This is a genomic window from Anaerobacillus sp. 63XJN7_5_ISO-PGPR-S23-430, assembly GCF_056173695.1.
This window is the reverse complement of the sequence record NZ_CM149686.1, coordinates 665,720-689,265: the sequence shown is the minus strand read 5'-3', so window position 1 is coordinate 689,265 and position 23,546 is coordinate 665,720. Positions and strand designations below refer to the sequence as shown.

29 protein-coding genes are annotated in these 23,546 nt (G+C 38.5%); 11 read left to right on the top strand and 18 right to left on the bottom strand.

Annotated elements, in window-relative coordinates; genetic code table 11:
• Positions 1–6 precede the first annotated feature (6 nt).
• From AC0VYJ_RS03755 to AC0VYJ_RS03745, 3 genes are all read right to left on the bottom strand, one after another.
• Positions 7–1,977 (bottom strand): hypothetical protein, encoded by a 1,971-nt coding sequence (locus AC0VYJ_RS03755; RefSeq protein WP_430246802.1) that lies wholly within the window; start codon positions 1,975–1,977, stop codon positions 7–9.
• A gap of 32 nt (positions 1,978–2,009) precedes the next feature.
• Positions 2,010–3,278: an ATP-grasp domain-containing protein gene (locus AC0VYJ_RS03750; RefSeq protein ID WP_475366553.1), complete on the bottom strand. Its 1,269-nt coding sequence runs from the start codon at positions 3,276–3,278 to the stop codon at positions 2,010–2,012.
• Positions 3,279–3,636: 358 nt separating this feature from the next.
• A complete protein-coding gene (locus AC0VYJ_RS03745; RefSeq protein ID WP_475366552.1) occupies positions 3,637–5,769 on the bottom strand; it encodes an ATP-dependent Clp protease ATP-binding subunit in 2,133 nt (710 codons plus the stop codon).
• Positions 5,770–6,117: 348 nt separating this feature from the next.
• Between AC0VYJ_RS03745 and AC0VYJ_RS03740 the strand changes: the two genes are divergently transcribed.
• Positions 6,118–6,582 carry a hypothetical protein gene (locus tag AC0VYJ_RS03740; protein ID WP_194220209.1) on the top strand — a complete coding sequence of 155 codons (465 nt, stop codon included), beginning with the start codon at positions 6,118–6,120 and terminating at the stop codon, positions 6,580–6,582.
• Here the strand turns inward: AC0VYJ_RS03740 and mnmH are convergent.
• Positions 6,545–7,606, bottom strand: a complete 1,062-nt coding sequence (gene mnmH, locus AC0VYJ_RS03735; protein ID WP_475366551.1) for a tRNA 2-selenouridine(34) synthase MnmH — start codon at positions 7,604–7,606, stop codon at positions 6,545–6,547. The two genes, AC0VYJ_RS03740 and mnmH, sit on opposite strands and share 38 nt — an antisense overlap.
• A 115-nt stretch (positions 7,607–7,721) precedes the next feature.
• On the opposite strand from mnmH, the gene ymzB reads away from it, so the two are divergent.
• The 3 genes from ymzB (at position 7,722) to AC0VYJ_RS03720 (ending at position 9,048) form a co-directional block, all read left to right on the top strand.
• Complete coding sequence (gene ymzB, locus AC0VYJ_RS03730; RefSeq protein WP_430246810.1) at positions 7,722–8,069, top strand: protein YmzB; 348 nt, start codon at positions 7,722–7,724, stop codon at positions 8,067–8,069.
• Positions 8,070–8,176: 107 nt separating this feature from the next.
• Entirely contained in the window at positions 8,177–8,542 is a 366-nt protein-coding gene (locus AC0VYJ_RS03725; protein WP_430246812.1) for a DUF4870 domain-containing protein, read from the top strand.
• Positions 8,543–8,850: 308 nt separating this feature from the next.
• Positions 8,851–9,048 (top strand): DUF2188 domain-containing protein, encoded by a 198-nt coding sequence (locus AC0VYJ_RS03720; protein ID WP_194220213.1) that lies wholly within the window; start codon positions 8,851–8,853, stop codon positions 9,046–9,048.
• Positions 9,049–9,155: 107 nt separating this feature from the next.
• Here the strand turns inward: AC0VYJ_RS03720 and AC0VYJ_RS03715 are convergent, their stop codons facing one another.
• From AC0VYJ_RS03715 to AC0VYJ_RS03700, 4 genes are all read right to left on the bottom strand, one after another.
• Positions 9,156–9,536: a KGG domain-containing protein gene (locus tag AC0VYJ_RS03715; protein ID WP_194220214.1), complete on the bottom strand. Its 381-nt coding sequence runs from the start codon at positions 9,534–9,536 to the stop codon at positions 9,156–9,158.
• A gap of 169 nt (positions 9,537–9,705) precedes the next feature.
• Positions 9,706–10,146 (bottom strand): macro domain-containing protein, encoded by a 441-nt coding sequence (locus tag AC0VYJ_RS03710; RefSeq protein WP_194220215.1) that lies wholly within the window; start codon positions 10,144–10,146, stop codon positions 9,706–9,708.
• Between the two features lie 91 nt (positions 10,147–10,237).
• Positions 10,238–11,008: a GNAT family N-acetyltransferase gene (locus AC0VYJ_RS03705; protein WP_475366550.1), complete on the bottom strand. Its 771-nt coding sequence runs from the start codon at positions 11,006–11,008 to the stop codon at positions 10,238–10,240.
• Between the two features lie 3 nt (positions 11,009–11,011).
• A complete protein-coding gene (locus AC0VYJ_RS03700) occupies positions 11,012–11,710 on the bottom strand; it encodes an AIM24 family protein (RefSeq protein ID WP_475366549.1) in 699 nt (232 codons plus the stop codon).
• Positions 11,711–11,927: 217 nt separating this feature from the next.
• On the opposite strand from AC0VYJ_RS03700, the gene AC0VYJ_RS03695 reads away from it, so the two are divergent.
• On the top strand, positions 11,928–12,335 hold the full coding sequence (locus tag AC0VYJ_RS03695; protein ID WP_283152996.1) for a DUF948 domain-containing protein: 408 nt from the start codon (positions 11,928–11,930) through the stop codon (positions 12,333–12,335).
• A gap of 51 nt (positions 12,336–12,386) precedes the next feature.
• Positions 12,387–13,886 (top strand): cardiolipin synthase, encoded by a 1,500-nt coding sequence (gene cls, locus AC0VYJ_RS03690; protein WP_475366548.1) that lies wholly within the window; start codon positions 12,387–12,389, stop codon positions 13,884–13,886.
• 63 nt (positions 13,887–13,949) lie between these two features.
• Here the strand turns inward: cls and AC0VYJ_RS03685 are convergent, their stop codons facing one another.
• On the bottom strand, positions 13,950–14,510 hold the full coding sequence (locus AC0VYJ_RS03685; protein ID WP_430246821.1) for a GNAT family N-acetyltransferase: 561 nt from the start codon (positions 14,508–14,510) through the stop codon (positions 13,950–13,952).
• 245 nt (positions 14,511–14,755) lie between these two features.
• Here AC0VYJ_RS03685 and AC0VYJ_RS03680 point away from each other — a divergent pair, with 245 nt between their 5' ends.
• Together AC0VYJ_RS03680 and AC0VYJ_RS03675 are read left to right on the top strand one after the other, a co-directional pair.
• Complete coding sequence (locus tag AC0VYJ_RS03680; protein ID WP_475366547.1) at positions 14,756–15,316, top strand: histidine phosphatase family protein; 561 nt, start codon at positions 14,756–14,758, stop codon at positions 15,314–15,316.
• Entirely contained in the window at positions 15,316–15,537 is a 222-nt protein-coding gene (locus AC0VYJ_RS03675; protein ID WP_430246823.1) for a hypothetical protein, read from the top strand. The genes AC0VYJ_RS03680 and AC0VYJ_RS03675 overlap by 1 nt, the downstream gene beginning before the upstream one ends.
• A gap of 97 nt (positions 15,538–15,634) precedes the next feature.
• Here AC0VYJ_RS03675 and AC0VYJ_RS03670 read toward each other — a convergent pair whose 3' ends face one another.
• Positions 15,635–15,808: a hypothetical protein gene (locus AC0VYJ_RS03670; protein WP_430246825.1), complete on the bottom strand. Its 174-nt coding sequence runs from the start codon at positions 15,806–15,808 to the stop codon at positions 15,635–15,637.
• Positions 15,809–15,966: 158 nt separating this feature from the next.
• Here AC0VYJ_RS03670 and AC0VYJ_RS03665 point away from each other — a divergent pair, with 158 nt between their 5' ends.
• Positions 15,967–17,304: a DUF2254 domain-containing protein gene (locus AC0VYJ_RS03665; RefSeq protein ID WP_194220224.1), complete on the top strand. Its 1,338-nt coding sequence runs from the start codon at positions 15,967–15,969 to the stop codon at positions 17,302–17,304.
• Positions 17,305–17,361: 57 nt separating this feature from the next.
• Here the strand turns inward: AC0VYJ_RS03665 and AC0VYJ_RS03660 are convergent, their stop codons facing one another.
• The 8 genes from AC0VYJ_RS03660 to AC0VYJ_RS03625 form a co-directional block, all read right to left on the bottom strand.
• Positions 17,362–17,898, bottom strand: a complete 537-nt coding sequence (locus AC0VYJ_RS03660) for a redoxin domain-containing protein (RefSeq protein WP_430246831.1) — start codon at positions 17,896–17,898, stop codon at positions 17,362–17,364.
• A 3-nt stretch (positions 17,899–17,901) separates the two neighbouring features.
• Positions 17,902–18,324 carry a YueI family protein gene (locus tag AC0VYJ_RS03655; RefSeq protein ID WP_404683982.1) on the bottom strand — a complete coding sequence of 141 codons (423 nt, stop codon included), beginning with the start codon at positions 18,322–18,324 and terminating at the stop codon, positions 17,902–17,904.
• Positions 18,325–18,455: 131 nt separating this feature from the next.
• On the bottom strand, positions 18,456–19,724 hold the full coding sequence (locus AC0VYJ_RS03650) for a M48 family metallopeptidase (RefSeq protein ID WP_475366546.1): 1,269 nt from the start codon (positions 19,722–19,724) through the stop codon (positions 18,456–18,458).
• Positions 19,725–19,935: 211 nt separating this feature from the next.
• Positions 19,936–20,187 carry a hypothetical protein gene (locus AC0VYJ_RS03645; protein WP_194220228.1) on the bottom strand — a complete coding sequence of 84 codons (252 nt, stop codon included), beginning with the start codon at positions 20,185–20,187 and terminating at the stop codon, positions 19,936–19,938.
• Positions 20,188–20,319: 132 nt separating this feature from the next.
• Complete coding sequence (locus AC0VYJ_RS03640; protein WP_475366545.1) at positions 20,320–21,192, bottom strand: Cof-type HAD-IIB family hydrolase; 873 nt, start codon at positions 21,190–21,192, stop codon at positions 20,320–20,322.
• A gap of 203 nt (positions 21,193–21,395) precedes the next feature.
• Positions 21,396–21,518, bottom strand: a complete 123-nt coding sequence (locus tag AC0VYJ_RS03635; protein WP_255622949.1) for a hypothetical protein — start codon at positions 21,516–21,518, stop codon at positions 21,396–21,398.
• A 91-nt stretch (positions 21,519–21,609) separates the two neighbouring features.
• Positions 21,610–21,915, bottom strand: a complete 306-nt coding sequence (locus tag AC0VYJ_RS03630) for an AzlD domain-containing protein (protein ID WP_194220230.1) — start codon at positions 21,913–21,915, stop codon at positions 21,610–21,612.
• Complete coding sequence (locus AC0VYJ_RS03625; RefSeq protein WP_475366544.1) at positions 21,908–22,612, bottom strand: AzlC family ABC transporter permease; 705 nt, start codon at positions 22,610–22,612, stop codon at positions 21,908–21,910. The genes AC0VYJ_RS03630 and AC0VYJ_RS03625 overlap by 8 nt, the downstream gene beginning before the upstream one ends.
• A gap of 111 nt (positions 22,613–22,723) precedes the next feature.
• On the opposite strand from AC0VYJ_RS03625, the gene AC0VYJ_RS03620 reads away from it, so the two are divergent.
• Together AC0VYJ_RS03620 and AC0VYJ_RS03615 are read left to right on the top strand one after the other, a co-directional pair.
• Positions 22,724–23,293, top strand: a complete 570-nt coding sequence (locus AC0VYJ_RS03620) for a helix-turn-helix domain-containing protein (protein ID WP_430246839.1) — start codon at positions 22,724–22,726, stop codon at positions 23,291–23,293.
• Positions 23,294–23,362: 69 nt separating this feature from the next.
• On the top strand, positions 23,363–23,536 hold the full coding sequence (locus AC0VYJ_RS03615) for a hypothetical protein (RefSeq protein ID WP_430246841.1): 174 nt from the start codon (positions 23,363–23,365) through the stop codon (positions 23,534–23,536).
• The last annotated feature ends 10 nt before the right edge of the window (positions 23,537–23,546 follow it).

Here is a 23,546-nt window from a genome sequence, read left to right as displayed (position 1 = left end):
AACCTCTTATTTACTTAGCCAGGTATACTCGTGTCCCCAGCTATCTATTGCGAGTGATTTCACAATTGAGATGTGCTCGGCTTCAACCGCATACGCATCTCCTTGTTCATAAGGATTATAATGAAACGCATATAAACGCGATGTAAATTCTTCAAATGGTAGCGAGCTTTCTCCTGAAAGCTCCCCTTTTCCCATAACAGTGGATTCAATTCCCTGACCCCAATTCTGGGAACCATCATTATTAGGATTATAAAAATAAACGCGATACTCTCCATCAGGACTCTTTGCGATTCTTTGGATGGAAACAGCATGGAACCCAAGCATTTTTCCATGAACATTCGTAATGAAGATCCCAACTGGATTCGGATAAATTAATTCGTATTCATCGTTGTATTCAGGATGATGCGTCGCATAAAACAATCTGACGAAACCAGGATAGTCTGTTACGCTGCCAGTAATCGGCTCGATAACGGTACTAAAGCCTTTTTGAACCCAATTTCCATAAAAAGCAGGGTTGACCCAGCGATGTCCATCTTCTCCTCTTAGCGCTACTCTGCTCATCATCTCACTGTATATTCGATCGAGATGTGGAACGAGTACAAGCGACACCGGGTCAAGCTCTGGGTGAAGATCAGGAGCGAGACCACCTTGAAGATCTTTCGAATGAATTTGAACACCTTCAAACACCATATCAATGTCACCATCTCTTGCAGCTCTTGGAATGATCTCAAGTAGATAGCCAGGAGCATGCTGAGCCCATAGGCTTATTCCTCTTGCCGCTTGACATGTTGGATTAAGTCCTTGACCAACACCGAGCGGCTGTCCAAGGACGCTAATGACACCTGCAAGCAAAATGCTATTAGCCGTTAACCCTTCACCTTCTCCAACTGTATTGAATAATGCGCTTCGAACTTCTGGACGTATATCTAGCTCAATCATACGTCTTAATCCAGGCATAACTGGAGAAGCCGAAAGCACCCCTCTCTCTAATAACAATGCTAATCCATAGACGGATTGGCAAGTAGACGGAAAAAGCGCAACTTTAATGAGCTGATAAATAAGCTCCCCATGTTCTTCAAGATTCGCCTTCCCCTTCCCAGTTAATTGAAGTAATACAGGTAGAAGGTGAGGTGATTTTCGACTTAAGAAGCGAGCAAGCACACTATGGTGTGGAGAACAAAGACCGGTTTTTCTCATAGAAAGACCGAGTAACTCACTTTCTCTTCGAAGCTCTTCTGTTGATAGTCCCATCAGTTGTTTACGGTATTCATTCGGCAACTGATAAGTGTGACTTAATTCAGAAGGGCCTTCAATCGAAGCCACGTATCCTTCAAGAGTAGACCGCTGCTCTTCACTGGTTTCTGACCTCAACATTTCCTTAGCCATTTTAATCATGGACACTGTTCTTTTAACCGTAATTGGTCGTTGAGCGGTTAAACGTTCAATCTCATAGATCAGTGTTTCTGATAAAGCACTTGAAGAGAGATACTGTGATATAAATTGAAACAGCCTCTGTGTTTCAATCGTATTCTCCTTCTCCTCGATTCGGGAAGCTTCTGAAGCATTTGGGAAAAGGATATCTAGATTTAACGCCATAACTTCGTTTAAAAAGTCCATCGCCATTTCTTGTGAGACCTTTGGATGACTTCCCTTTCCTTCCGCAATCGCAAGCATACGCAGATCGCTAAGCATTTCGATCACGTAAGGAAGACCCTTTGCTTGAAGCGATCCTGCAACAAGAGGCGGCTGGAGCTTTGAGGGATCTTCCCATGGACCATCCTGGAATACTCCCGCTTCATCAAAACGTTGAGCGTATTGATATAGAAACTCAAGACCTTCATCGGTTTCCAAAAGCCGATTCGCTTCCTGGAAAACGTCTGTCTGATAGCGAGATTTCGCATAGGATGGTGCTTCTTCAAGACGAGTGAGTGATCTGGAAAACCTTGCAATCTTTCCTTCTGTTACTTCAGATGGCATGCTAAATTCTCCTTTATGGTAAAAATAATTATCTACAGATAGAAATCATATTTTTCGTAGTCTACAAGTAACCGCGTCATCTCCGCACTGTCATCTCCGAAGAAGAAAATGGTCCCATAATGATTACCGAAACCGACCCGCTCAGCTACTTTCCCCTGCGGAGGGGTAAACATATCATGCTTCTCAAAGAATTGATGTTCCTCAAGCTCTTCAGGAATATTTAATTCCTCAATGTAATTCACATGTGGATGTACCATTAAACAACCCGCATATCCCATAGCTTCATCTTCGCCAGGAAAGAATTTTCTTAACTCTTCTTCAGTCGTATTTGGATCACTACATAGAATTTGAGCTTCATAAGCACTAAAACCGTAAGCGCGTTCAATTAGATCAAAAATATGGCCACCTGGTACTCTAGCAGCTACTTCTCCGAAGTGAAGTGTGCCATCAGGCATAATGAAATACTCAGGATGAATCACGCCGTTCTCCACTTCGAACGCTTCGATTAATTGTTCAATCGCTTTCCGGATAACGGGACGCTTCTCTTCAAGAGAAGGAGAAGGTGGAACAAAGTTTGAGTACCCAAGTTTTACGTATTCTGTTATATTAAGAAATTGAATTTTCCCATCATGTACAAAAACCTCACATGAGAATTCCTGCCCATCCAAATGACTTTCCATTAATAAAGGAAAATCAGTATCTGTTAATGCATCAATATCTGCAGGATCATCGATGGCTCGATGTCCTACTGAACCAGCCTTATCTAAAGGCTTACAATGAATCGGCTCGTATTTATCTCCATCCACTTTCAAAAGAGCATCGTTGACCCTTTTAAGAAAGCGCTTTACATCTTCCTTGTCTCTTGCTTCTTCGAAAACACCTACTTTAATACCAGCCATCTGTGCCTTTCGTTTCATCATTCCTTTATCTCTTAACAATAGAGAACGGTTAAATAATCTAGGCTCTTCTCTAAAGCGAGAATTCAGAGCTCCTGCCCATTCCACACACTCTTCATAAAGGGGGACAGCAACCTCTGCGCCTAAAGCTTTAAGTTGCTTATAGAGTTTGTCTGATCCTTCATTCAATCTATCAAACTCCCAACCTACGAAAGTGATGTCATGCTTCTCGGCATAATCCTTAAAATCAGGAGGACCAACCACTACAAAAGGCCGATTCAACTTGTCACAGGCCTCAATTGCGGGAAGACTCCATCCAATCAATGCTGTTAAATATGGAATTGTCTTTCCTTCTGGCTGACTTTCTTGTAACGTCTGGTTCATTTCTAGTTGATCCAGTTCCATTTTGTTCTCGCTCCTTTATGAAATAGTAGAGAAGTCTTTCCTGACCTTCCTTATCTAACGTAGCAGATTTGAAGACTAATTTTAACTAATATTCTGACTTTTCGACCTATAAATACAAAACAAGTCACAATACTTTACCATTCGACAACGCTATAGAAAAAGTACAGTCAGGATACCATAATTATACCTTCCCTCTTTTTGTAAAAAAGTAACAAAAAAACCATGGAAACAAAGTTTTTTCTTTTCTTTTTTTGAATTCACTCGCGAATGAGCCAAAAAACGAGATATCAATAATATAAGCTACTATAGCTAATAAAAAAGAAAGCCGCTCCATTGGAACGACTTTCAAGAATGTGACTTATTTTTCTTTTGATACGACGAGTTTATCTTCTACAACTTCAACTGTAACTGACTGAAGGTCTCCTTCATCCACTAGTATATCGGCAATACCATCTTCAACATGTTCTTCGATCACTCTGCGAAGTGGTCGCGCACCAAACTGCGGATTATAGCCAAGTGAAGCTAACTTCTCTTTCGCTTCATCGCTAATTGTAAGAGAAATATTCTGTTCCTCGAGACTCTCATCCAAATCTTCAATCATTAAATCAACGATTGTAACGAGACTGGATTGTTCGAGTGATTTAAATGGAATAATTCCATCAAAGCGATTCAAGAACTCAGGTCTAAAGTAACCACCAAGACTCTCCATCACATCCGTGTAGCTTTCAGCTGATTCAAAACCAACTGTAATTCTGCGCTCTGACGTTCCAGCATTACTTGTCATAATAATAACCGTATCTTTAAAGCTAACAGTTCTACCTTGACTATCAGTTAATCGTCCATCATCAAGAATTTGTAAGAACATATTTTGAACATCAGGATGAGCTTTTTCAACTTCATCAATTAATATGATGCTATATGGCTTACGTCTTACTCGCTCGGTTAATTGCCCAGCTTCTTCATGACCAACATAACCAGGAGGCGAGCCGATTAACTTAGATACAGAGTGTTTCTCCATATACTCACTCATATCAAGACGGATCATGGCTTCACGATCACCAAACATTTCTTCTGCAAGTGATCGGGATAGCTCTGTTTTACCGACTCCTGTTGGTCCAACGAATAGGAAGGAACCTATTGGACGATTTTGACGTTTCAATCCGGCACGACTTCTGCGAATCGCTTTAGCGACTCTATTTACGGCATCTTCCTGACCAATTACTTTCGCATTAAGTCGATCCGCAAGATTTTTCATTTTCGTTTGTTCATCTTCGCGAAGTTTACGTACTGGAATACCTGTTTTTCCTTCTATAATGTGTTGAATCTCTTCAAGAGACACTAAATGATTCACACTTGATTTATTTTTCAGCGATTGCTCAAGCTGCTCCTCAAGCTGTAATTCTTCAGTTCTTAACTTGGCAGCACGCTCATAATCTTCTGCTTCGGCTGCTTTATTTTTTTCAGCAGCTATTTCTGTTAGACGTTGCTGAATTTCATCGTGGCTAGACTCTGCAAACGTTAAGTTCAATTTCGCCCCTGCTTCATCCATTAAATCGATCGCTTTATCTGGCAAGAAGCGGTCTTGAATGAAACGATTAGACAATGTTACACATGCTTTAATGGCTTCATCTGTGTACTTGACTTCATGATAGTCTTCATACTTAGACTGCAAACCTTTCAATATTTCAATGGCTTCATCTACCGTTGGCTCATTAACCATAACTGGTTGGAAGCGACGCTCAAGCGCTGCGTCTTTCTCAATCTGGCGATACTCTTTGAGAGTGGTTGCCCCAATTAACTGAAGTTCACCTCTAGCTAACGCTGGTTTCAAAATGTTACCTGCATCCATTGAGCCTTCAGCAGATCCAGCTCCAACGATTTGATGTAATTCATCCACGAACAAAATAACATTCTTTCTACTTTGAAGCTCAGAAATTAACTGTTTCATCCGCTCTTCAAATTGACCACGAACACCTGTGTTTGAAACGAGTGAAGCTACATCAAGTAAATAAATTTCTTTGTTTTTTAGCTTAGAAGGGACATTGCCCTCTGTTATCCGAAGAGCAAGGCCTTCCGCTATGGCTGTCTTCCCGACACCAGCTTCCCCAATCAAGACAGGGTTGTTTTTATTTCGGCGGTTTAACGTCTCAATCACTCTTGATACTTCATTCTCTCTCCCGATAACCGGATCAATTAATCCAGCTTTTGCGGCGTCAGAAAGATTTCGTCCCAAGTCATCAAGTAAGCCACCTTTTCCATTTCCAAACTCGGTTTGCGGCCCCTCCTGTTGTGCGTTAAATCCATGTTGACCTGATTGGTTCATAAAGGATTGAAAGAACTCATCCATTTGACCTTTTGGTGATGATGCAGTTTGACCATTCATCACTTTTGCGTAACACGTACTACAAAGGTGTACTTGTTTCTTATTCTGATTCATCTGGACATTAAGTTGAACCGATGCTTGATTTTGTTGACAATGATCACAAAGCATATGATGGCCTCCTTATAATATATATAACGTACATTTTATGAAATTAAGATAAAAGGTGAAAGATACTCGCTTTGACTTTGACTATCTTTGACCTTGTAACCAAATTATAATTTGACTATCTTTGACTTTCAAGTCTTTTGCTCATCCAAATTTTATTTTTTTCTAACTGATTAACGACTCAGGAAAATATCATTCATATATGGTTCTTAAAAATATTTGTAATATTTGAAATAGAGGAATTTTTTCAGAGGTTGGATAATAGATTGTAATAACTACTTTTCGACAAAGGGGTATACAAGTTTACTAGTACGGTAACAATGATGATAGATTACAAAGGGAGGATATCTTATGAATGATTCAGTCTATCAATTGATTGTTGAAACAACCGTCAAACGAGTGCCTAGCTGTCACGAGACGCCTGAGGATTTCTTCATTGCCCTTGATGATCGGGAATATCCATATTTAATCTTACCCACGCCTAAGGAAATGTTTGATAATGATGATGTGTTCACAATTCGTTTAATTCCGGATGCCCTCAACAAATTTCGATTTGAATTGGACAACTCATTCACCAAATTATCCTTCAGACGCTTTTCTACCTTCTTTGATGATAAAACATACTACTTTGGCCCCGACGACAATATGTTGATTCATTTTCTAAAGTCGCCCGTTTACAGAAGCTATGTCGCATGGGTAAGTCACTTGTATTTTAAACGCATTGATGACCTTATTGAACGGTATAACAATGAACAGCTTCCTGAAGAAAGAAAATCCATTAAAGCGAAACTTTCTCGCCTTCTGATCGAAGCTTAATCTCGAAGCGATCTACTTCATTCTGGACAAGTTTAGTTCCTTCCTCAAGTGAATCATACGTTAGGTTAATAATGTTACCTTCGTTCTCATATGCTTTGTATTCATAACGAGGATCATAATAATAAATCAGGAGCCGTTCAACAATCAAGGCATAGTCATTCTCAGCAAGAGCATCGGCAATTACTTCTTTATCTTCACTCGAAAATCGCTTCTCAATTTTGTTAATAGCTCCTGTGATTTCTTCGTGATGATGTTCAGGATGATACGTATTTAAGATCGTACGAATTCGATAAGAAAGCGGGGCGTGGACTTGTATACGCGTCCCTTTTTGTTTGCCTTCTAAAATAAACTCTGGAATGATAATATTTCCAAGTCGCTTACTTTCAGATTCAATGATGTAATAAGACGTTTCTCCAATTTCTCCTAATCTATGGTATAGCATGGCTTCAAATTCTTTTTGACTTCTTTCAGGCAAATCAACTCTTCCAAATACAGAACCTCGATGAGCTGCAAGTCCCTCAAGATCAAGAACAGGATAGCCCTTCTCTTCTAAATCATTCAGTATTTCAGTTTTAGATGTACCGGTTAGTCCTTCCAAAACAAGATAGGGTGTCGTCTGATTCGCTAAGTATTCTAAACCAGCCGTCACTTTTTGTCTGTAGGAACGAATACCTCCTTCTAGCTGTCGGCATGGCAGTCCCATCATGTCAAAAATAACTGTCAAACTTTTACTTCTCATTCCGCCTCGCCAGCAGTAAATAGCAAATTCTTTACCTTTTGTTATTTCCTTCGCTCGTTTATAAAACTCAGGAAGTAAGGGCGAAACAAGAGAAATCCCTAATTCCTTCGCTGCTTCAGTTCCTTTTTTCTTATATGTTGTTCCGACAATTTCTCTTTCTTCATTAGAGAAAATAGGTAGGTTCACAGCACCTGGGATATGAAACTTTTCATATTCTGCCGGTGTACGAACATCCAATAAGAGCATCTTGCTTTCCAAAACTTCATCGATTGTTATTGTTTTCATGACATTCATCCTTTATATATTTACATAGCACAAGTATATCATCATCTCTTTGCCAAGTTCATTTGTACTGTTTATCCAATGTATAAATGGGGAAATTTGATAGTGAGGTGATAAAATGAATGCGTCAACTATGCTAACAGAAGTTCGTAACACGCTTACTGAATGGGTAGGCGGACATCTTATCATTGAGAAAAAAGAACAAGACGATCTCGATAAAACCATCATGAAACTCGAAGATTTTGTATTTCAACACAGAGGGGAGACCGTCGATGATTACACGGCTTCGACACTCCTTCAACTTAAAGGCGAGGGCAAAGTCATTTCAGACGAAGCTACAGCCCCTCTTCCACACTCCACTTTTGAAATTCCTTTAGAAGATATAAACAATGTTAAAAAGCATTCAGACGAGCTGATCGTACTTACAGAACGCGCGTCTTATCACATCAACTACAATTCCAATTAAAGGAACCAAAGGTGGTTCCTTTTTTTATTGCCTACTTTATTAAAGGCATATCTTAAAATAATGAGTAATATGCTGATCATAGATGAGCTATATAGGGAGGTATTGAGATGGATAATAAAGACGTAACAACGGTTCCTGATCAAACAATAAGACAATGGGCTATGTATGTTCATCTCTCTGCATTGAGTGGTTATTTAATTCCTCTGGGACATATTATTGGTCCAATCATCCTCTGGTCAATTAAAAGAGAAGATGAACCGTTTATCGATGAGCAAGGAAAAGAATCCATTAACTTCCAAATAAGCATGACACTCTATCTAGTCATTGCTGGGATCTTAAGTCTAGTCCTTATAGGGCTTATCCTTCTCCCTATTCTACTTGTCATGCACCTTATCTTTATTGTGATTGCATCGGTCAAGTCGAATCAGGGCACTTTATATCGCTACCCCTTAACCATTCGATTTGTATCTTGAATTTTCAAGAATTTCAAGCGTTTACACATAATTTAGGTATGTCCATGTTATAATGAAACTAAACTTATGATGTGGAGGGTCTGCTCTTGGCTGTTAAGGAAAAAGAATGGAACCGTTTTACTGTATGGGCACTTGCCTTTATGGTTTGGATCGTTCCTATTGCTTTTGTTATTGGTTTCTACATAATTTCACGTCCACAGTAAAACCAGCGTCAATGCGCTGGTTTTTTTAATTCTCTTAAAAGCAGGTTTCATCACTACATATGATGGGAATTGTTCCTTATACACAGCTTAAAGGAGGATTTATTCATGAAGGAATTTACAGTAGCACCAAATAAAGATGTAACAGGTTGGTATGTTAAAATTGAGGACGTCGCTCCAACAGACCTCTACGATATGCGCTCAACAGCTATTGAAAAAGCAGAGGAAATGGCTAAAGGAGATTCTCCAAGTCGCCTATTGATTTTAAATGAACAGCATGAAGTTGAAGAAGAACGCTCATTTTAATCTACATAAAGAAGCCCTCCGTAGCTTACGGAGGGCTTCTTTATTTTTATTTCAAATAGGATTTCATTAAAAAGAACGAAGGGAAATCCCTTCGCTCTTTACTGTTTCTATTTGTTTCCGCCGCTCTTTTTTCCACCCTTTTTCCCAATTTCCTCATAGAATTCTTTATCTTGATTTTTGGATGTTTGGTTTCCACCTTTTTCTCCAATTTCTTGATAAAACTCTTTATCGTGTTCTCGAGCGGTTTTCTTACCACCCTTTTCTCCAATTTCCTCGAAGAATTCTTTATCATGCTCTTGAGCCGTTTTATTACCGCCCTTTTCTCCTATCTCTTGATAGAACTCTTGATCATGCTCTTTTGCTGTTTTTTCTCCACCTTTTTCTCCAATATCCTGATAAAACTCTTTGTTATGTTCTCTTGATGTTTTTTTGCCACCTTTACGTCCTGCTTCTTCTCTGCTCATTTTGTCATTACTATTGTTAGCCATTTAAAAAACCTCCTCTAGTAATTTTTTTACATCTTGCGCTACACTTGTTGTATTCCACCTTACTCAATTGATAAACGGGAAAATGGTTTCTTTTTACATTTTTGATTCTATCTTACTAATACTAGTTCTTATCCGACAAAAAACGCTCCCAACATTGGGAGCGTTTAAATTAAGAATAGTAAACATGGATTGGTTTCTCATATTTCTTAGAAAGTTTCTCAAGAGACTTTTTGACATTGATCAAATCGTCTTTATCAATGCCACAGCCGATTTTGATTTTAAACCCTTTTTCCTCGAACGGTTTCAGTTCCTTTATCATATGTTCAAATGATTTCAACCAGGCGGGATAATTGGTTTGAAGTCCAGCTGGCTTATACTGTCCATACAGATTAGCAATAATACGCTTATTATCTCGACTTAAAGCAAACGAGCATTTACCTAACTTCTTCTTCGGAGAAAACGGAAAGTCTTCATCTGCTTTAGCGGCTTCAGGGTACGTTTCTTTTACTGATTTCGCAATGCCAACATCCATTGCATTAAAACAGTCGCATTGATGTGCAATTACAGTACAGTCACTTTTAAGAAGGTTGCCTTTTTCAAAACGAATCATACATGCACTCTCCTTCGTAAAGAACCCTTTTGTATGATTATAAAGAAAATTCTATTAATTTCAATAGGAATATTTTACTTCCTTCAGCATATTATGATAAGTTTCGCACTTCTGAACTCGCTTTTGTATACGTAACTGTATGAAAAACTGGATGACAGTCATTATATTGAAATATTTGCTGCATTGGTTTGTTTTCTATACCTGTACTACCTATATAATAAGTGGCGCCTTTTTCTTGCAAAAGAAACAAACCCAGCTGATGTAATAGCTTCCCGAATCCTTTCCCACGCTGCTGGGGCAATACACCCATGTAAAATAGTCTACCTTCTTCTTCCGTGCCCGGTTCGATAATTGGAATAACTACGCCTAAGAGGTATTTATTCCAATAAACAGAGTAGCAGCTAGATTTGTACTGCTCACCAATTTCTTGCTTCATCGCTTCATACTGCATTTCGATAGGGTGAGCGGAAGGAGCATTAAGTGTTCCCTCTGAACATGCTTGCCACAATTCAAGAAAGAGTTTGATATCCCTCTCATCAACTAGCTTATAAGTAATACTACTATTGTGATTAAAATGCATTTTTTCCATTTGAAAACTTTTATAATAGTCGATGGACTCAGACTTTAAAGCAAAAAAATTATTTTCTAGCACCTGTATTTTTAATTCGGAGGATGCTTCTACCGTTACCGTACAGTGAAGAACCTCTTTTGATTCTAGAGCAACATTCAACCGATCAAGTAACAAATCAAATTCAGGACTATGCTTGAGTTTATCTACACCTTCGATTGAAAGGTAGTAAGGTCTTCCATCAAGTAATTTGACACCTAGCTGTTTTTCATGTTCATTCAATGAGAAAACCATACGTTACCCCTGATTATTTTGCATAGATACTTCTTCAAATGGTTGAACGACAACAAACCCTTCTCCTTCAAATCTCATTTGAACCGATTCACCACTGCCTCTTCCAAAGAAGGACTTCAGCGACACATCTGTTTGAAAATTCGGCTGCAATTGACCTGACCAGGCAACCGTTGCATTAGGATCTGTAATGACTGGTTTTCCCGGAGTTACTCGAATTGTTAGTGGTTCATAGTGGCTTGTAATGGCAACCATTCCCGGACCCTGACAAGTGACATTAAATAATCCACCTGCCATCATTCCAGTAATCCGTTTCATCATTTTGATATCCCACTGGATGCCATCTTCAAATGCGAGTAGATCGTTTCCATTTACGCTAATTGATTCACCATGTTGCAAATGTAGGATGGAAATCTTCTTCCCAGAATCCGCCAGATATAACTTTCCATTCCCCTCAGCTTTCATTAACGAAGCTCCCTCACCTGTAAGGGCTTTTTTAAACATCTTTCCGAGGCCGTGTTCAAGAATTCCTTCCCTCTCGAATTTAATCTGACCGTTGTAAGTAATCATAGCGCCAGATTTCGCCCACACACGCCCAGCGAGATTAACTTCTAACATTCTTGGCGTTTCTAACTCGAAAAATCCTTCTCCTTTATCTTTTTGTTCTGTTGACTGAATAAATTCTTCTATTGAGTATCGATTCATTTTCATCTCTCCTTCTAATTAACTATTACGAATAGCTACTGCAATACGTTTCAATTTTCTACGTAATTTTCAGTAAAATTCGAACTCTTACTACTCATTTTTTTGTATTTAATAAGTAAATTCTGCTTATACTCATCTCTTTTTCATCAAATTGTTTGCACATATCATGTTAAGGGTAAGGTAACATTAACTATAATCGCGAGTAGGAGGTTATCATATGGTTATCGTTTACATTAGTATTGCAATCGTAGTTCTTTCACTTATTTACCTGGGATACATAGCCCTTCAAAATTTCAAAGAAACCAAAAAATCTTTAAATGATTTATCTGAGACCGCAGCGAGGTTTCAAGAAAAAGTAGATAAAATCACTGAGGAAACAAATCAATTAACAGCGACCACTACAACCATTTCTGAAGGCATCCAATCGAAAAAAGAAACCGTTCAAGGCGTAATTCAAGTTGCCAAAGGCACACCTGAACCCTTTAAAAACCTTGTTTCATCAATTAAAAACACGCCAAATCCGCAGCGTGAAGCTAGAGATTCACAGTTAACTGAAATTGGTGATCAACTTGTTGACTTATGGGGAAGATATCGTCTAAAACGGAAATCAAAACATGCGGAGTAAGGGCTATGCCCTTACTTTTTTTGGTCAAATTCAAATGAGGTGGGCTATATTATGAAACAAGCAAGACAAATCATTTTCTTTCTTCTAATGACAACTTCACTTTCGATCATCTTGTTCACATCACTATCACCATCATGGAAATGGGCTGCAGGTATTCTTTATGTAGCCATTCTAGTTTCTATTTTATTCGTACTTTTACTAGAAGGTAGATCTCCATACAAATCGCTTTTATGGATATACGTATTAATCTTCTTTCCCATTGTAGGTTATGTTTTCTTTTTATTTTCTGGTCAACTAGAAGTAAAGGGACATTTATTTAAAGAGAAACGTACGAACGGCCTTGAATTTTTCAAGAAGTACGTAAACTTTCCAGCTTCTGAAAAATGGCATGACCTAAGTGAGCGAAACCAAAATTTCTCAAACCTTATTGCCACGATGGTTGCAAGTCCTATTAGTATGAGATCCACAACGGACCTCTTGCTAAACGGTAGAGAGACGTTTACGGCGATTAAAAATGAAATTCAAAAAGCTGAAACGTACATACATATGGAATATTATACGTTTCGTTCGGATGAACTCGGACTCTCGATCATTGACCTACTCGTTAATAAAGCCAAAGAAGGTGTGGAGGTAAGGGTTCTTTATGATTCAATCGGAAGCCATAACCTTTCAAGAGCTTCTAAAACAGCCCTAAGGGAAGCTGGTGCAAGTGTACAGCAATTTCTCCCAATTAAATATGGATTCGTCAATCAAACCATAAATTTTCGAAATCATCGTAAGATCATTGTCATTGATGGTAAAGTCGGTTTTGTAGGTGGCTTAAATATCGGTGACGAGTATGCTGGAGATATGAATCAAATGGGGTTCTGGCGTGATTCTCACCTACTTGTTAAAGGAGAGGTGCTTTCTGCCCTCCATGGCGTTTTCTTAATGGATTGGTCCTATATGTGTGGTGAGGAACTCCTAAATGGCAAGTACCTCGAAACATATGATGTCGAAGGTGATGGTGGTTCTCAGCTTGTGGCTAGTGGGCCAGATACAAAACGAGGAGCTATGTCCGATCTATATTTCAGTTTGATAACTTCTGCAAAAAAAAGAGTTTGGATTGCTACTCCTTACTTTGTTCCAAACAAAGCCATCCGTACCGCTCTAGCCATGGCTTCTATGAGAGGTATTGAAGTGAGACTCATTGTTCCTGAAGTAAGTGACGGCTTTCTTACCCAATACGGAACAAGATCCTACTTCTCAGAGCTTCTTGATTATGGGGTAGAAATTTATATGTATCGAAAAGGATTTCTCCATCAAAAAATTATGATTGTTGATGATGATCTGGCCACAATCGGCACAGCAAATATGGATATGCGTTCATTGAATTTAAATTTCGAAGTAAATATGTTTCTTTTTCAATCCAAAACGGTTCATGACCTTGTAGCAGCTTATCAAAATGATTTGAATGATTCAGTAAGCGTGACAAAAGACTCTTATAGTAAGCGTGGACTTAAGCACCGCACAAAAGAATCTTTCGCCCGACTGTTTTCACCGGTATTATAACGAGAAGGTACTATCAACGTGAGGTATTTGATTACTATGAAGCTGCATGATTTTAATCAGATATTATGGACGAGAAGATTCCCATTCACTTTTTAATAAAGAATACATGATTAGATTCATATACTCTCCACCAGCGAGAACATAATCACGCAATAGTCCTTCTTGTTGGAATTCCAGTTTGGTTATAAGTTTCCTCGAAGATGCATTGTTTGGATGAATCAATGCACCAATACGATTCATATCTAACTGCTGAAAGGCAAAGGGAATGATGGCTGATAAAGCTTCCGTCATATACCCCTTTCCTTCTTCAGTTTGTTTTAATTCATATCCTATTTCAATGCGATTGACTCGCTTGGCCCAATTATGAAAGCCACAAGTACCAATCAATTCTCCCCTCTCTCTAACCTCTATTCCAAATCGCATCGCCTGCCGTTGCTCAAACCCTTTCTTAAAGCTCATTAACATTCCTTCTACTTCTTCAAGACCGCTCATTTGCTCACTTCCGTAATATTTCATCGTGTGAGGATTCGAAAATATCGACAATAACACAGGAGCATCATCTTCTCTTAATTCTCTTAATCTTAATCGATTTGTAGTTAGTTCTGGAAAACTCTCCATCTCCATGCCATCCACTCCTATATCTCATTTGAATTATTTACACCCAATAACACTTCATATAAAAAAATGCTTAAAGAATGGCTGGCATTCTTTAAGCAAACAGGGGGTAAAATATCTCTTAAAAAAGGGGTCTATCTTATAACGAATAAGCGCTATTAAAAGTTTCAATATTCTATGAATAATTTTCTTCACTCTACCTGAATGGTAAAATAGATTATAAGCACGCTCAAACGATTCTAGGAGTGATCACATTGAAGAAAAAAATATACTTGGTCAGACATTGTAGCGCCTCAGGACAAGAATCTACTGCTTCCTTAACGGCAGAAGGACGCAATCAAGCGACTCAATTAGCACAATCTCTTGGACATATTCCATTTGATAAATTATATAGTTCACCTTTTAGACGTGCCCTTCAATCGATTGAGCCACTCGCTCTTCAATTAGATAAACCAATTACTATTGATGATCGGCTAGAAGAGAGAAAGTTATCTGCTGTTCCTATTGAAAACTGGTTAGAAGAACTTGAGCAAACATTTGTGGATCTGTCTTACACCATTGAAGGCGGAGAATCAAGCCAGCAAGCCATTTCTAGGAGTATTGCGGTTTTAAATGACGCCCTTCTCTATACGAAAGAATATTGTCTTGTCATGACACATGGGAATTTATTAACCTTAATACTGCATCATTTTAATACAGATTATCAGTTCAACACATGGAAGAAACTTCGGAATCCAGACGTCTTCTGCCTTACTTTTCATAATAATACGATCGAATCCATTCAAAACGTTAAGTTATCGGGGGAACCATTGTAATGTCTCAACTCTATTCTCGTTTCCACTGTTGCGCTACTTGCATTCATTTTGAAGTGGTGAAAGCAGAAACAACAAGCTATCGATGCGCAAGACTCGGCTTTGAAACGAAGCCTACCTACCAGTTTAACTGTTGGGAACCAAAAGAAGTTGTTAAGAAAAAAATGGAGAAAGAGAAATCACTAGAAAAGGTGGATGATCCTTCTTCTAAGAAAACTGAGTGAAGTTATCAAAAAACATAAAAAGATGCCTCCCCTAAGAGGAGGTTTCTAGACCGCATTAACTAACGAGTCACTATTCTCATCAATGTGAGTCATTCGTTCAAGAAGAGGTACCTGATAGCTGCATCTCTTCCATCCATTTATTTATTTGTTCTTGAGGAAGGCTCCAGCTAATCCATGAAGCCATTACCTTCACTTCTTTATTCTCAACTACCCAGTACTCATATCTCTTTTCGGAGAAATTTTCAACGATGCCCGTCCGATCAATCTTCATCTGCTTTTCCTCCTTAGTATCCTTTCTATGACTATACCCTAATTAAATAATGCCTAATTACCTATTTTACTTTTATCACGTTTAGAATGATAATGCATGAAACACTGCCCCTTCTTCACATACTATCCAAAATCATTCTTTTTTGGAGGAAAAGGGGTATGGAGCACAATAAATTCAAGCGAATCCGATCAAGCTTCTGGTTTATTCCAACTTTTTATGGTGTTGGCGCTTTTCTCGCAGCTATTATCACGCTCATTATAGACCGAACGATCATCCAAGGTAGCGCGATGGTTCTTCCTTATTTTTTCTTTGCTTCCTATGAAACAAGCGTCACTATTTTAAGCACGCTCGTATCTTCCATGTTAACAATGACTACCATTACGTTTTCGACGATTATGGTTGTCTTAACAACGTATTTATCGAACTTCTCACCACGAACATTGCAGAATTTCATTACCGATCGTATTACGAAAAGAGTGCTTGGAATTTTTGTTGGAGGAATTATTTACTTTATTATTCTTCTTCTCCTAATTGAACAAAGCAGTCAAGAAGATGTTGTCTATCTTGCACCTGTTTTCGCTGTGATCTATGCCATTGTCTGTGTCGCCTATTTCGTTTTCTTTATCCATCACGTATCGAATTGGATTCTCGTTGGCAATTTGATACAACATATCACTACTAATACGTTAACAACAATCGACCGTACTTTTTTAGATTTTGAAGAAGCCAATCATGGTGATATCGCCTCATGGGATTCTTGGGAATTGGATGAAATTAAGATGAAAAAACCTATTGCCATTCGATCCACTAAATCAGGGTACCTACAAAATATTGATTTACCTGATTTGATTTCGGTTGCTACAAACAAAGATTTTATCATTCGCCTCGAGAGAGATATCGGAGAATATATTGATGAAGGTACGGTGATTTTTTCTTATTGGGCATCAATGGATTCTTCTCCTGATTCTCATATCCTTCTTAATACGTTATCTCTTGGAACAGAACGAACAACTGATCAAGACATAGAATATGGCATCCAAAAATTAGTTGAAATTGCATTAAGAGCGATCTCACCTGGGATTAATGATCCCAATACAGCCATTAATTGCATCAACCGTCTTGGGAGAGTTTTATCACGTCTTGGCCAAAAACACATCCCACACCCCCTGTATCATGATGAAAAGAAAAACTTACGGGTGATCACAAAACCTATTACGTATGATACGTACCTCTATAAAAGTTTCTATCAAATTAGGCATTATGCCAAAGAGGATGTATCCGTTCTTGGCTCGATTCTTCATTCTTTAGAATTAGCAGCAGACGGAAATAAACATGATACGCACGAAACTATATGGGAGTTTGGTCAGTTTGTAATTAGAGGTTTTGATCCAAAAGTGCTCGATAAGTTCGATCATCGCTATATAAATGAAAAGCTTGAACGACTCGCGAACGCAACTGGTTTTCAAGATGCTTTTCATCCGATCTCACATGAATAGCCCCGTTAGAAATCTCCATAAGAAAAACGGTCTCACCAGAGAGACCGTTTTTTGCTATTATTTTACTTGATCAAGCCATGTTTCCATATCTTTCAGCGTAAGAGGCCCCACTCGTTTCTCACGAATAATTCCTTCTTCATCAATCATAAACGAAGTTGGCATAGAAATAACCTGGTAGAGATTCTCACCTACGTTACCTTCTCGATCCATAAGAACTGGGAAGCGAAGCTCATGTGATTCAACAAATTTTGGAATCGCTTCTTTCTTTGGCTCGTATTTAGTGAAATTAACGGATAGAACTGTTACTTCCTCACCATGAACATCAGCAAATTTTTGGATATCCGGCATTTCTTCTTCACAGGGTGGACACCATGTCGCCCAGAAATTAAGAAAAACGGGTTCTCCTTCATAATCTGAAAGACTCACTTCTTCTCCATCTAGGGTTTCTAAGTTAAAATCTGCTGCCTTATCGCCAACTTCCGTTCCTACACTTCGATCGGCGATAACTGTATTATAAATCCCCCATAGAAGAGCAATCGCGAGAACGATTAGCACAAACTTCTTAATCATTTTCATTCGATCTTTTTTATTCATACTCTAGTCCAACGAAAAGCGATCATCACGAACAAAGATCTCTTCTCGTTCAATCGCATCCTGCTTTGAGGCTAGGACAAGTCCAAGTGGAGTATCTGTTTCTTTATCATTCACAATCGTGAATGATAGGGAAGCTTTGCTCGCTTCTTTAATATATTTTGAAAGCATAGAGTAAGATAAATCCCCATTTAAATATAGAATGCCATTCCGAATACGCTTCATTTCATTAATCACTTCTTGATATACGTTGTTTTGTGCAACCTGCCTTTTTGTAAGAGCAACATATACACGCTCTCTAAAAGTTGATAAGAACAACGCTTTTTCTGCCGGTTTTAATTCTGGCGCACCATAGATTCCAGCATCAAGTACTCTCTTAATATCTTCGTTCACGTTTGCCACCTCATCATGTAAATTGCTTTGTTTCATTGACTTCTACCTTCATCCTATACTATCTCCACTCATTCTTAAAGTGAAGGTTCTGTTAAAAATGAAGGCATGTATCTTGAAACAGGATTCCCTCTCAAACTAAAGATGATTCAATGCAAAAAGATGCCCCATCATTCCGTGGGGGCATCTTCTTCATAGTCATTCAACATAATCAACCGTTCCATCATCGTTGGATGACCATATTTAAAATATTTCACAATGAAAGGCGGATTTACTTCATTTAAACTATTAACCGTCAGCGTTTGAAAGGAACCAATCGCTGCATCCACATCACTGGTCATTTCAATGGCATATTCATCTGCCTCCATCTCAGCATGCCGAGAAACCGCAAGTTCTACCGGACTCGCAATAAAAGACATGATCGAGAAAAGAAGCAATAATGCTGGTAAAGATGCAAGATCTGATTCTGAGTGAATCCCCCATGAGTCGCCCCATTTTCGAATCATCTTCCCGAGAAGCCGATATGCCAGGTATAACCCTATAAAACTCGTTGCTAGAGCGCCAACTAAATTTCCATATAGATGATTCATAACATAATGACCCATTTCGTGTGCCATAATAAAAAGCACTTCGTCATCATCAAGCTTATTTAAGGTCGTGTCCCAAAGAACAATTCGTAAATTGTCGCCAATACCAGATACATAAGCATTCATTGCATTCGTTTTTTCTGACATATTCACTTCAAAAACACGGTCTGCAGGAATATGAGCCGTATCAGCCATACTGAGTATTTCTTCTTCTAATTCTTTGTCTGTTAATGATGTAAAGTCGTTGTATAAAGGATCAATTACGACCGGCTGAATATACATCATAAAAGCAAGGTACGGAACCATTAATCCCCACGCAATGAGCCACCACTTTTTCTTAAAACGATTCATTAGTGCATAAAGGACACCGATAATAAGGGAGGTAAGCAAAATATCAATCCAGAATGAGATCATATCATCCTTCATCCAACCCGAAAAGGATTGCGTGTTAATCCCATATTTAACGGATAAAGACCTCGCCCAATAGTGCAGTGGAAATGTTAGTAACCATGTAAAAGCCGTTAATAAAATGATATACAACGGAACAACGACTATCCGTTTTTTTGAAATACCTTCACCGAATTGTTTAAAGAGCTTTGATAATCCAAACCAGAGAACGCCAAGATAGATGAGCCATTCATATGGAATCGCAATAAACGAGAGAAAGCTTCTGTAGCGTGAATATTCCTCCGATAATTCTAACTGCCTGTCTGTCATAAATGTTGCTGGATCTGCCGCTGTTCCCTTGTATGCTTCAGGTACCCCGAAGTCCGCCCAATTAAATAAATAGAGTCCCAGGATCAGGGCGTAAATGGAGAATCCCAGAATGAGCCAGGTTATGCGTTTCTTCATCTTCATTCTCCTCCCGATACGATCTCATTATCAATAGTACGAGCAAAACAACTTTTTAGAACCTTTCCCCTTAACGATTGCGAATACTAACTACTCTTCTATGTAGTTTCTACAAAACATGCCATTCTCTTTCAAGCCTAACCAAATCTTTCTTTCACTCTTTCCATATAGAAAGCCGACAGAGTGACCTGTCGGCTTTCTATATCTTTTATTAGCTTTCCGCGTACGCGTTCGTTCTATCATAGCTGTGATCAAATCGATTGAGAATCCCACAAACGGGACACTCTGCAAGAACTTGCAGTTCAACAATTGGCGCCTGACTACTTTTCGTCGTAATTCCAGTTGCCTCAACCCGTTCTTCCATAGATACATGTTCTTTTGCAATTGGAATAAACCACGTATACTCAGTCTCACACATTCGACACGTTGCTTTTTCTTCAATTTCGGTTGGCTTTAATGTCATTTTTTCCAGCTCCTTTAGCAGAGTAATTCAAAGACTGCAGAAACAAGGCCCGGAAAACCTCCAATAAAACTGGGAATCCCTTCCTGTAAAGAGGGTTCCCGTTGTGAAAAAAATCAAACATCTTTCACAAGGTTAATTAGACAGTAAATCTTCGTCCATTAATTTATATATGGCATGAGCAACGCCATCATGCTCATTGGTTTTTGTAACAAATGAAGCCTGTTTTTTTATTTGCTCGTCCGCATTTCCCATTGCAATAGGATAGAAGGCTTTATTGAACATCGAAACGTCATTATAGTTATCGCCAATTGCGGCGGTTTGCTTCATATCCAGCTCCATTTGCGCTACAAATGTTTCAAGCGCAAGTCCCTTCTGAGCATCTTCATGATTAATTTCCAAGTTTTCTTTACCTGAAGAAGTAACCACAGTTTTTTGTACATTTTCAGCTGCAGATGCCGCTCGCCCTAATCGACTTTCATCAAAACAGAAACTAAGGAATTTATACACATGTAGGCTTTCATCTTCTAGTAGTTCATCAAAATCATTAATGGCTTTAAGTGATAAGCTTTCGAACTGACGCTTTGCTCCAATCTTCAATTCTTCTGGAGTTAGGGCGGGATTCGAACTCTTCATCATATCCATGATTAAATCAATCGTTCCTTCATAATCGTGCGTGAAAACACCTTTATTTGTAAATAGCTGATAATAAATCTCTTCACTATCAAGTATTTGTTTAATCGATTGGACTTGTTGACGATCAAGGTAAATGGCGTGCAAGATCTCTCCTTCAACAGAGCGAATCTCTGCGCCGTTATAGCAAATAACAGGAACTTCCAATCCACTTCCTTCAAGTGGCTTCATCGCACCATCATAGGCCCGACCAGTGTTAAGAACAACTGTTATCCCCTGACTCTGTGCCTCTCTAATCGCATTAACATTCTCAAAGCTGACTGTTTGTTCATTCGTTAAAAGTGTTCCATCCATATCAATTGAGATACATCTCATTAGGGCAACATCCTTTTCTATTTGGTCCAATCCTTCTTTCAAACTTCTTAAATAGTATAGCAAACGTAATGCTTGTATAAAAAAATAAACGATGTTGATATTTGGCTCATTTAACCCCTGTGACGAACGATCGAATGAACCGAAAATCGAATATAGCTCTAAACAAATAAAAAAGAGCTTTCAAGAAAGCTCTTAACAAAACGTTACTTTTTATTTTGAAAGAAAAAGTCAATGAATGAGGATATTACTTCGACAGATTGGAACCAGACGAGTGACACAGCGGTCATTGAGAAAAACCCAACCATCAAAATACGAAACAAATGCATGTTTCATTCCTCCTCTTTAACTCTCGATATTAGGTTTGATTTATTTATATCACAAAAATCAAAAAATTCAAATCAATTAATTTCACATTTGCTAAATAAAATAGGCATACGTACTGAGCACTGCAACAGCAAACATAACAACAACAATTAAATTCGCCCCAAGGTATGCTGCAACGATTGCTGCCACTGCCCCAATAACACCAAACATCATATCATCATTGATTGTTAAAATACCCGGAAAGATGAGCGCACCCAAAATCGCGAAGGGAACGTTCTTTAGTACATTTTGAATAACAGGCGGTATTTTATCAGAATTAAAGAATACGAGTGGAATCATTCTTGGAATATAAGTGACAACTGCAAGTCCGACAATAAGCCAGATCATAGAATTACTCATTCGTTCCCCTCCCTATAAACCATTCAACAATTATGGATGACAGCAGAGTGGCAATCACGATAGCCCAACCTGTTGGAAACTGAGCCAACGTAAGAATGCTATTAAATATTGCAGCTAACCCTGCAAGAAAAAGCACCTTCCGACTTTTTTTAGCAGACGGAATAAGTAACCCTACAAACATGGCATAAAGCGCAACACTCATACCCTGCTGAATCACTTCAGGTAGATTTGCCCCAGCAATGTATCCTCCCCCTGTAAAGATGACCCAACTCGAGTAGGAAATCAGACATAATCCAAACATATAACCTGTCGTGAGAGCACCTTTTTTTGTTGCGGAAACGGTAAACGTTTCATCAGTAATTCCGAAGGCGTAAACGGCTTTTTTCCATGGAGTATCTACCTCTACTTTTTCATTTATAGAGGCACTCATCAATAGGTGGCGAATATTAACAATAAAGATTGTAAAAATAATTTCAAAGGCACCTGTCCCAATGGCAATTAAGCTAAGCGTAATGTATTGAGCAGCCCCTGCAAAGACGAGAATACTCATAAGGACCGCTTCATAAAGCGTTAGTCCTGTTGTTCTTGCAAGTAAGCCAAATGTGAGAGCAACCGGCATATATCCGACCGCTATGCTTACACCTGCTTTTAATCCATCTACAAAATCAGAATGACTCTTTGTTACGATAGCCTCCACTTTATCCCTCCTATTGCTACAAATTGTTCAATATATTAAACTTATTGTATGTTATATTAAACAAATTTTCAATATAAGGATAAATATGTAACACTAAAAGAGGAGTATTCAATGGAAAACCAATCCCTAACAAAACAAATTGGCGAAAAACTAAAAAAGCTTCGTCTTGAAAATAAATTAAGTCTCGATCAACTATCCGCTCGATGCTCAGTAAGCAAGCCAATGCTTGCTCAAATCGAACGAGGTGCTTCAAACCCAACCGTTAATACACTATGGAAAATTGCAAATGGACTTGGCGTGTCTTTCACGGCATTCATCGATGAAGAACAGCCTGTTATCAAGAAAGTCAATCGATCTGAAATCGAACCATTAATTGAAGAAAGCGGAAAAATGAAGGTGGTCCCGCTCTTTCCGATGGAACCAGGAAAATCGTTTGAAACGTTTTATATTGAACTTGAACCAGGATGTGACTATCATTCTAATCCACATCCTGATGGTGTTGAAGAATATTTATTTATTGAAGAAGGCAGTATGACCCTTGAGGTTGATACGCAGTCATACATCATTTCTAGTGGAGAAAGTTTAAGATTCACTGCAAATTATCCACATTATTATCGAAATCCTTACAGTGAATCATGTAAAGCTATGATGATCATTCACTATCCGAGTTCTATACGTTAAGACAGAGAGTTATACGGAAGATATAGTTCTCCCCATTTAGTTCAGAAAGTTCTTTAGGAGGTCTTTGTGATGAGGAAAGCTTTATTTATAGTGACTCTACTGATTGTAGTAGCTTCTTTCTCCATCAACCTTTTTATCGAAAACAGTTCCCTACAAACAATCATCAACATGACAGGATTAGTTGCTATACTCTTACTAGCTATTTTTACAAGGAACCGAACGACTAGTATTAAAAAACATTGAATTACCCCAT

Bases quoted from the DNA above. Each gene is read 5' to 3' on its own strand.
- AC0VYJ_RS03710 (WP_194220215.1), bottom strand. From the start codon at position 10,146: ATGATTCGTTTTGAAAAAGGCAACCTTCTTAAAAGTGACTGTACTGTA.
- AC0VYJ_RS03685 (WP_430246821.1), bottom strand. From the start codon at position 14,510: ATGGAGATGGAGAGTTTTCCAGAACTAACTACAAATCGATTAAGATTA.
- cls (WP_475366548.1), top strand. From the start codon at position 12,387: ATGAAACAAGCAAGACAAATCATTTTCTTTCTTCTAATGACAACTTCA.
- AC0VYJ_RS03745 (WP_475366552.1), bottom strand. From the start codon at position 5,769: ATGCTTTGTGATCATTGTCAACAAAATCAAGCATCGGTTCAACTTAAT.
- AC0VYJ_RS03675 (WP_430246823.1), top strand. From the start codon at position 15,316: ATGTCTCAACTCTATTCTCGTTTCCACTGTTGCGCTACTTGCATTCAT.
- AC0VYJ_RS03615 (WP_430246841.1), top strand. From the start codon at position 23,363: ATGAGGAAAGCTTTATTTATAGTGACTCTACTGATTGTAGTAGCTTCT.
- AC0VYJ_RS03655 (WP_404683982.1), bottom strand. From the start codon at position 18,324: ATGAAACAAAGCAATTTACATGATGAGGTGGCAAACGTGAACGAAGAT.
- AC0VYJ_RS03640 (WP_475366545.1), bottom strand. From the start codon at position 21,192: ATGAGATGTATCTCAATTGATATGGATGGAACACTTTTAACGAATGAA.
- AC0VYJ_RS03635 (WP_255622949.1), bottom strand. From the start codon at position 21,518: ATGCATTTGTTTCGTATTTTGATGGTTGGGTTTTTCTCAATGACCGCT.
- AC0VYJ_RS03740 (WP_194220209.1), top strand. From the start codon at position 6,118: ATGAATGATTCAGTCTATCAATTGATTGTTGAAACAACCGTCAAACGA.
- AC0VYJ_RS03695 (WP_283152996.1), top strand. From the start codon at position 11,928: ATGGTTATCGTTTACATTAGTATTGCAATCGTAGTTCTTTCACTTATT.
- AC0VYJ_RS03715 (WP_194220214.1), bottom strand. From the start codon at position 9,536: ATGGCTAACAATAGTAATGACAAAATGAGCAGAGAAGAAGCAGGACGT.
- AC0VYJ_RS03650 (WP_475366546.1), bottom strand. From the start codon at position 19,724: ATGAAGAAACGCATAACCTGGCTCATTCTGGGATTCTCCATTTACGCC.
- AC0VYJ_RS03700 (WP_475366549.1), bottom strand. From the start codon at position 11,710: ATGAATCGATACTCAATAGAAGAATTTATTCAGTCAACAGAACAAAAA.
- AC0VYJ_RS03660 (WP_430246831.1), bottom strand. From the start codon at position 17,898: ATGAATAAAAAAGATCGAATGAAAATGATTAAGAAGTTTGTGCTAATC.
- mnmH (WP_475366551.1), bottom strand. From the start codon at position 7,606: ATGAAAACAATAACAATCGATGAAGTTTTGGAAAGCAAGATGCTCTTA.
- AC0VYJ_RS03665 (WP_194220224.1), top strand. From the start codon at position 15,967: ATGGAGCACAATAAATTCAAGCGAATCCGATCAAGCTTCTGGTTTATT.
- AC0VYJ_RS03670 (WP_430246825.1), bottom strand. From the start codon at position 15,808: ATGAAGATTGATCGGACGGGCATCGTTGAAAATTTCTCCGAAAAGAGA.
- AC0VYJ_RS03630 (WP_194220230.1), bottom strand. From the start codon at position 21,915: ATGAGTAATTCTATGATCTGGCTTATTGTCGGACTTGCAGTTGTCACT.
- AC0VYJ_RS03645 (WP_194220228.1), bottom strand. From the start codon at position 20,187: ATGACATTAAAGCCAACCGAAATTGAAGAAAAAGCAACGTGTCGAATG.
- AC0VYJ_RS03750 (WP_475366553.1), bottom strand. From the start codon at position 3,278: ATGGAACTGGATCAACTAGAAATGAACCAGACGTTACAAGAAAGTCAG.
- AC0VYJ_RS03705 (WP_475366550.1), bottom strand. From the start codon at position 11,008: ATGGTTTTCTCATTGAATGAACATGAAAAACAGCTAGGTGTCAAATTA.
- ymzB (WP_430246810.1), top strand. From the start codon at position 7,722: ATGAATGCGTCAACTATGCTAACAGAAGTTCGTAACACGCTTACTGAA.
- AC0VYJ_RS03620 (WP_430246839.1), top strand. From the start codon at position 22,724: ATGGAAAACCAATCCCTAACAAAACAAATTGGCGAAAAACTAAAAAAG.
- AC0VYJ_RS03725 (WP_430246812.1), top strand. From the start codon at position 8,177: ATGGATAATAAAGACGTAACAACGGTTCCTGATCAAACAATAAGACAA.
- AC0VYJ_RS03720 (WP_194220213.1), top strand. From the start codon at position 8,851: ATGAAGGAATTTACAGTAGCACCAAATAAAGATGTAACAGGTTGGTAT.
- AC0VYJ_RS03755 (WP_430246802.1), bottom strand. From the start codon at position 1,977: ATGCCATCTGAAGTAACAGAAGGAAAGATTGCAAGGTTTTCCAGATCA.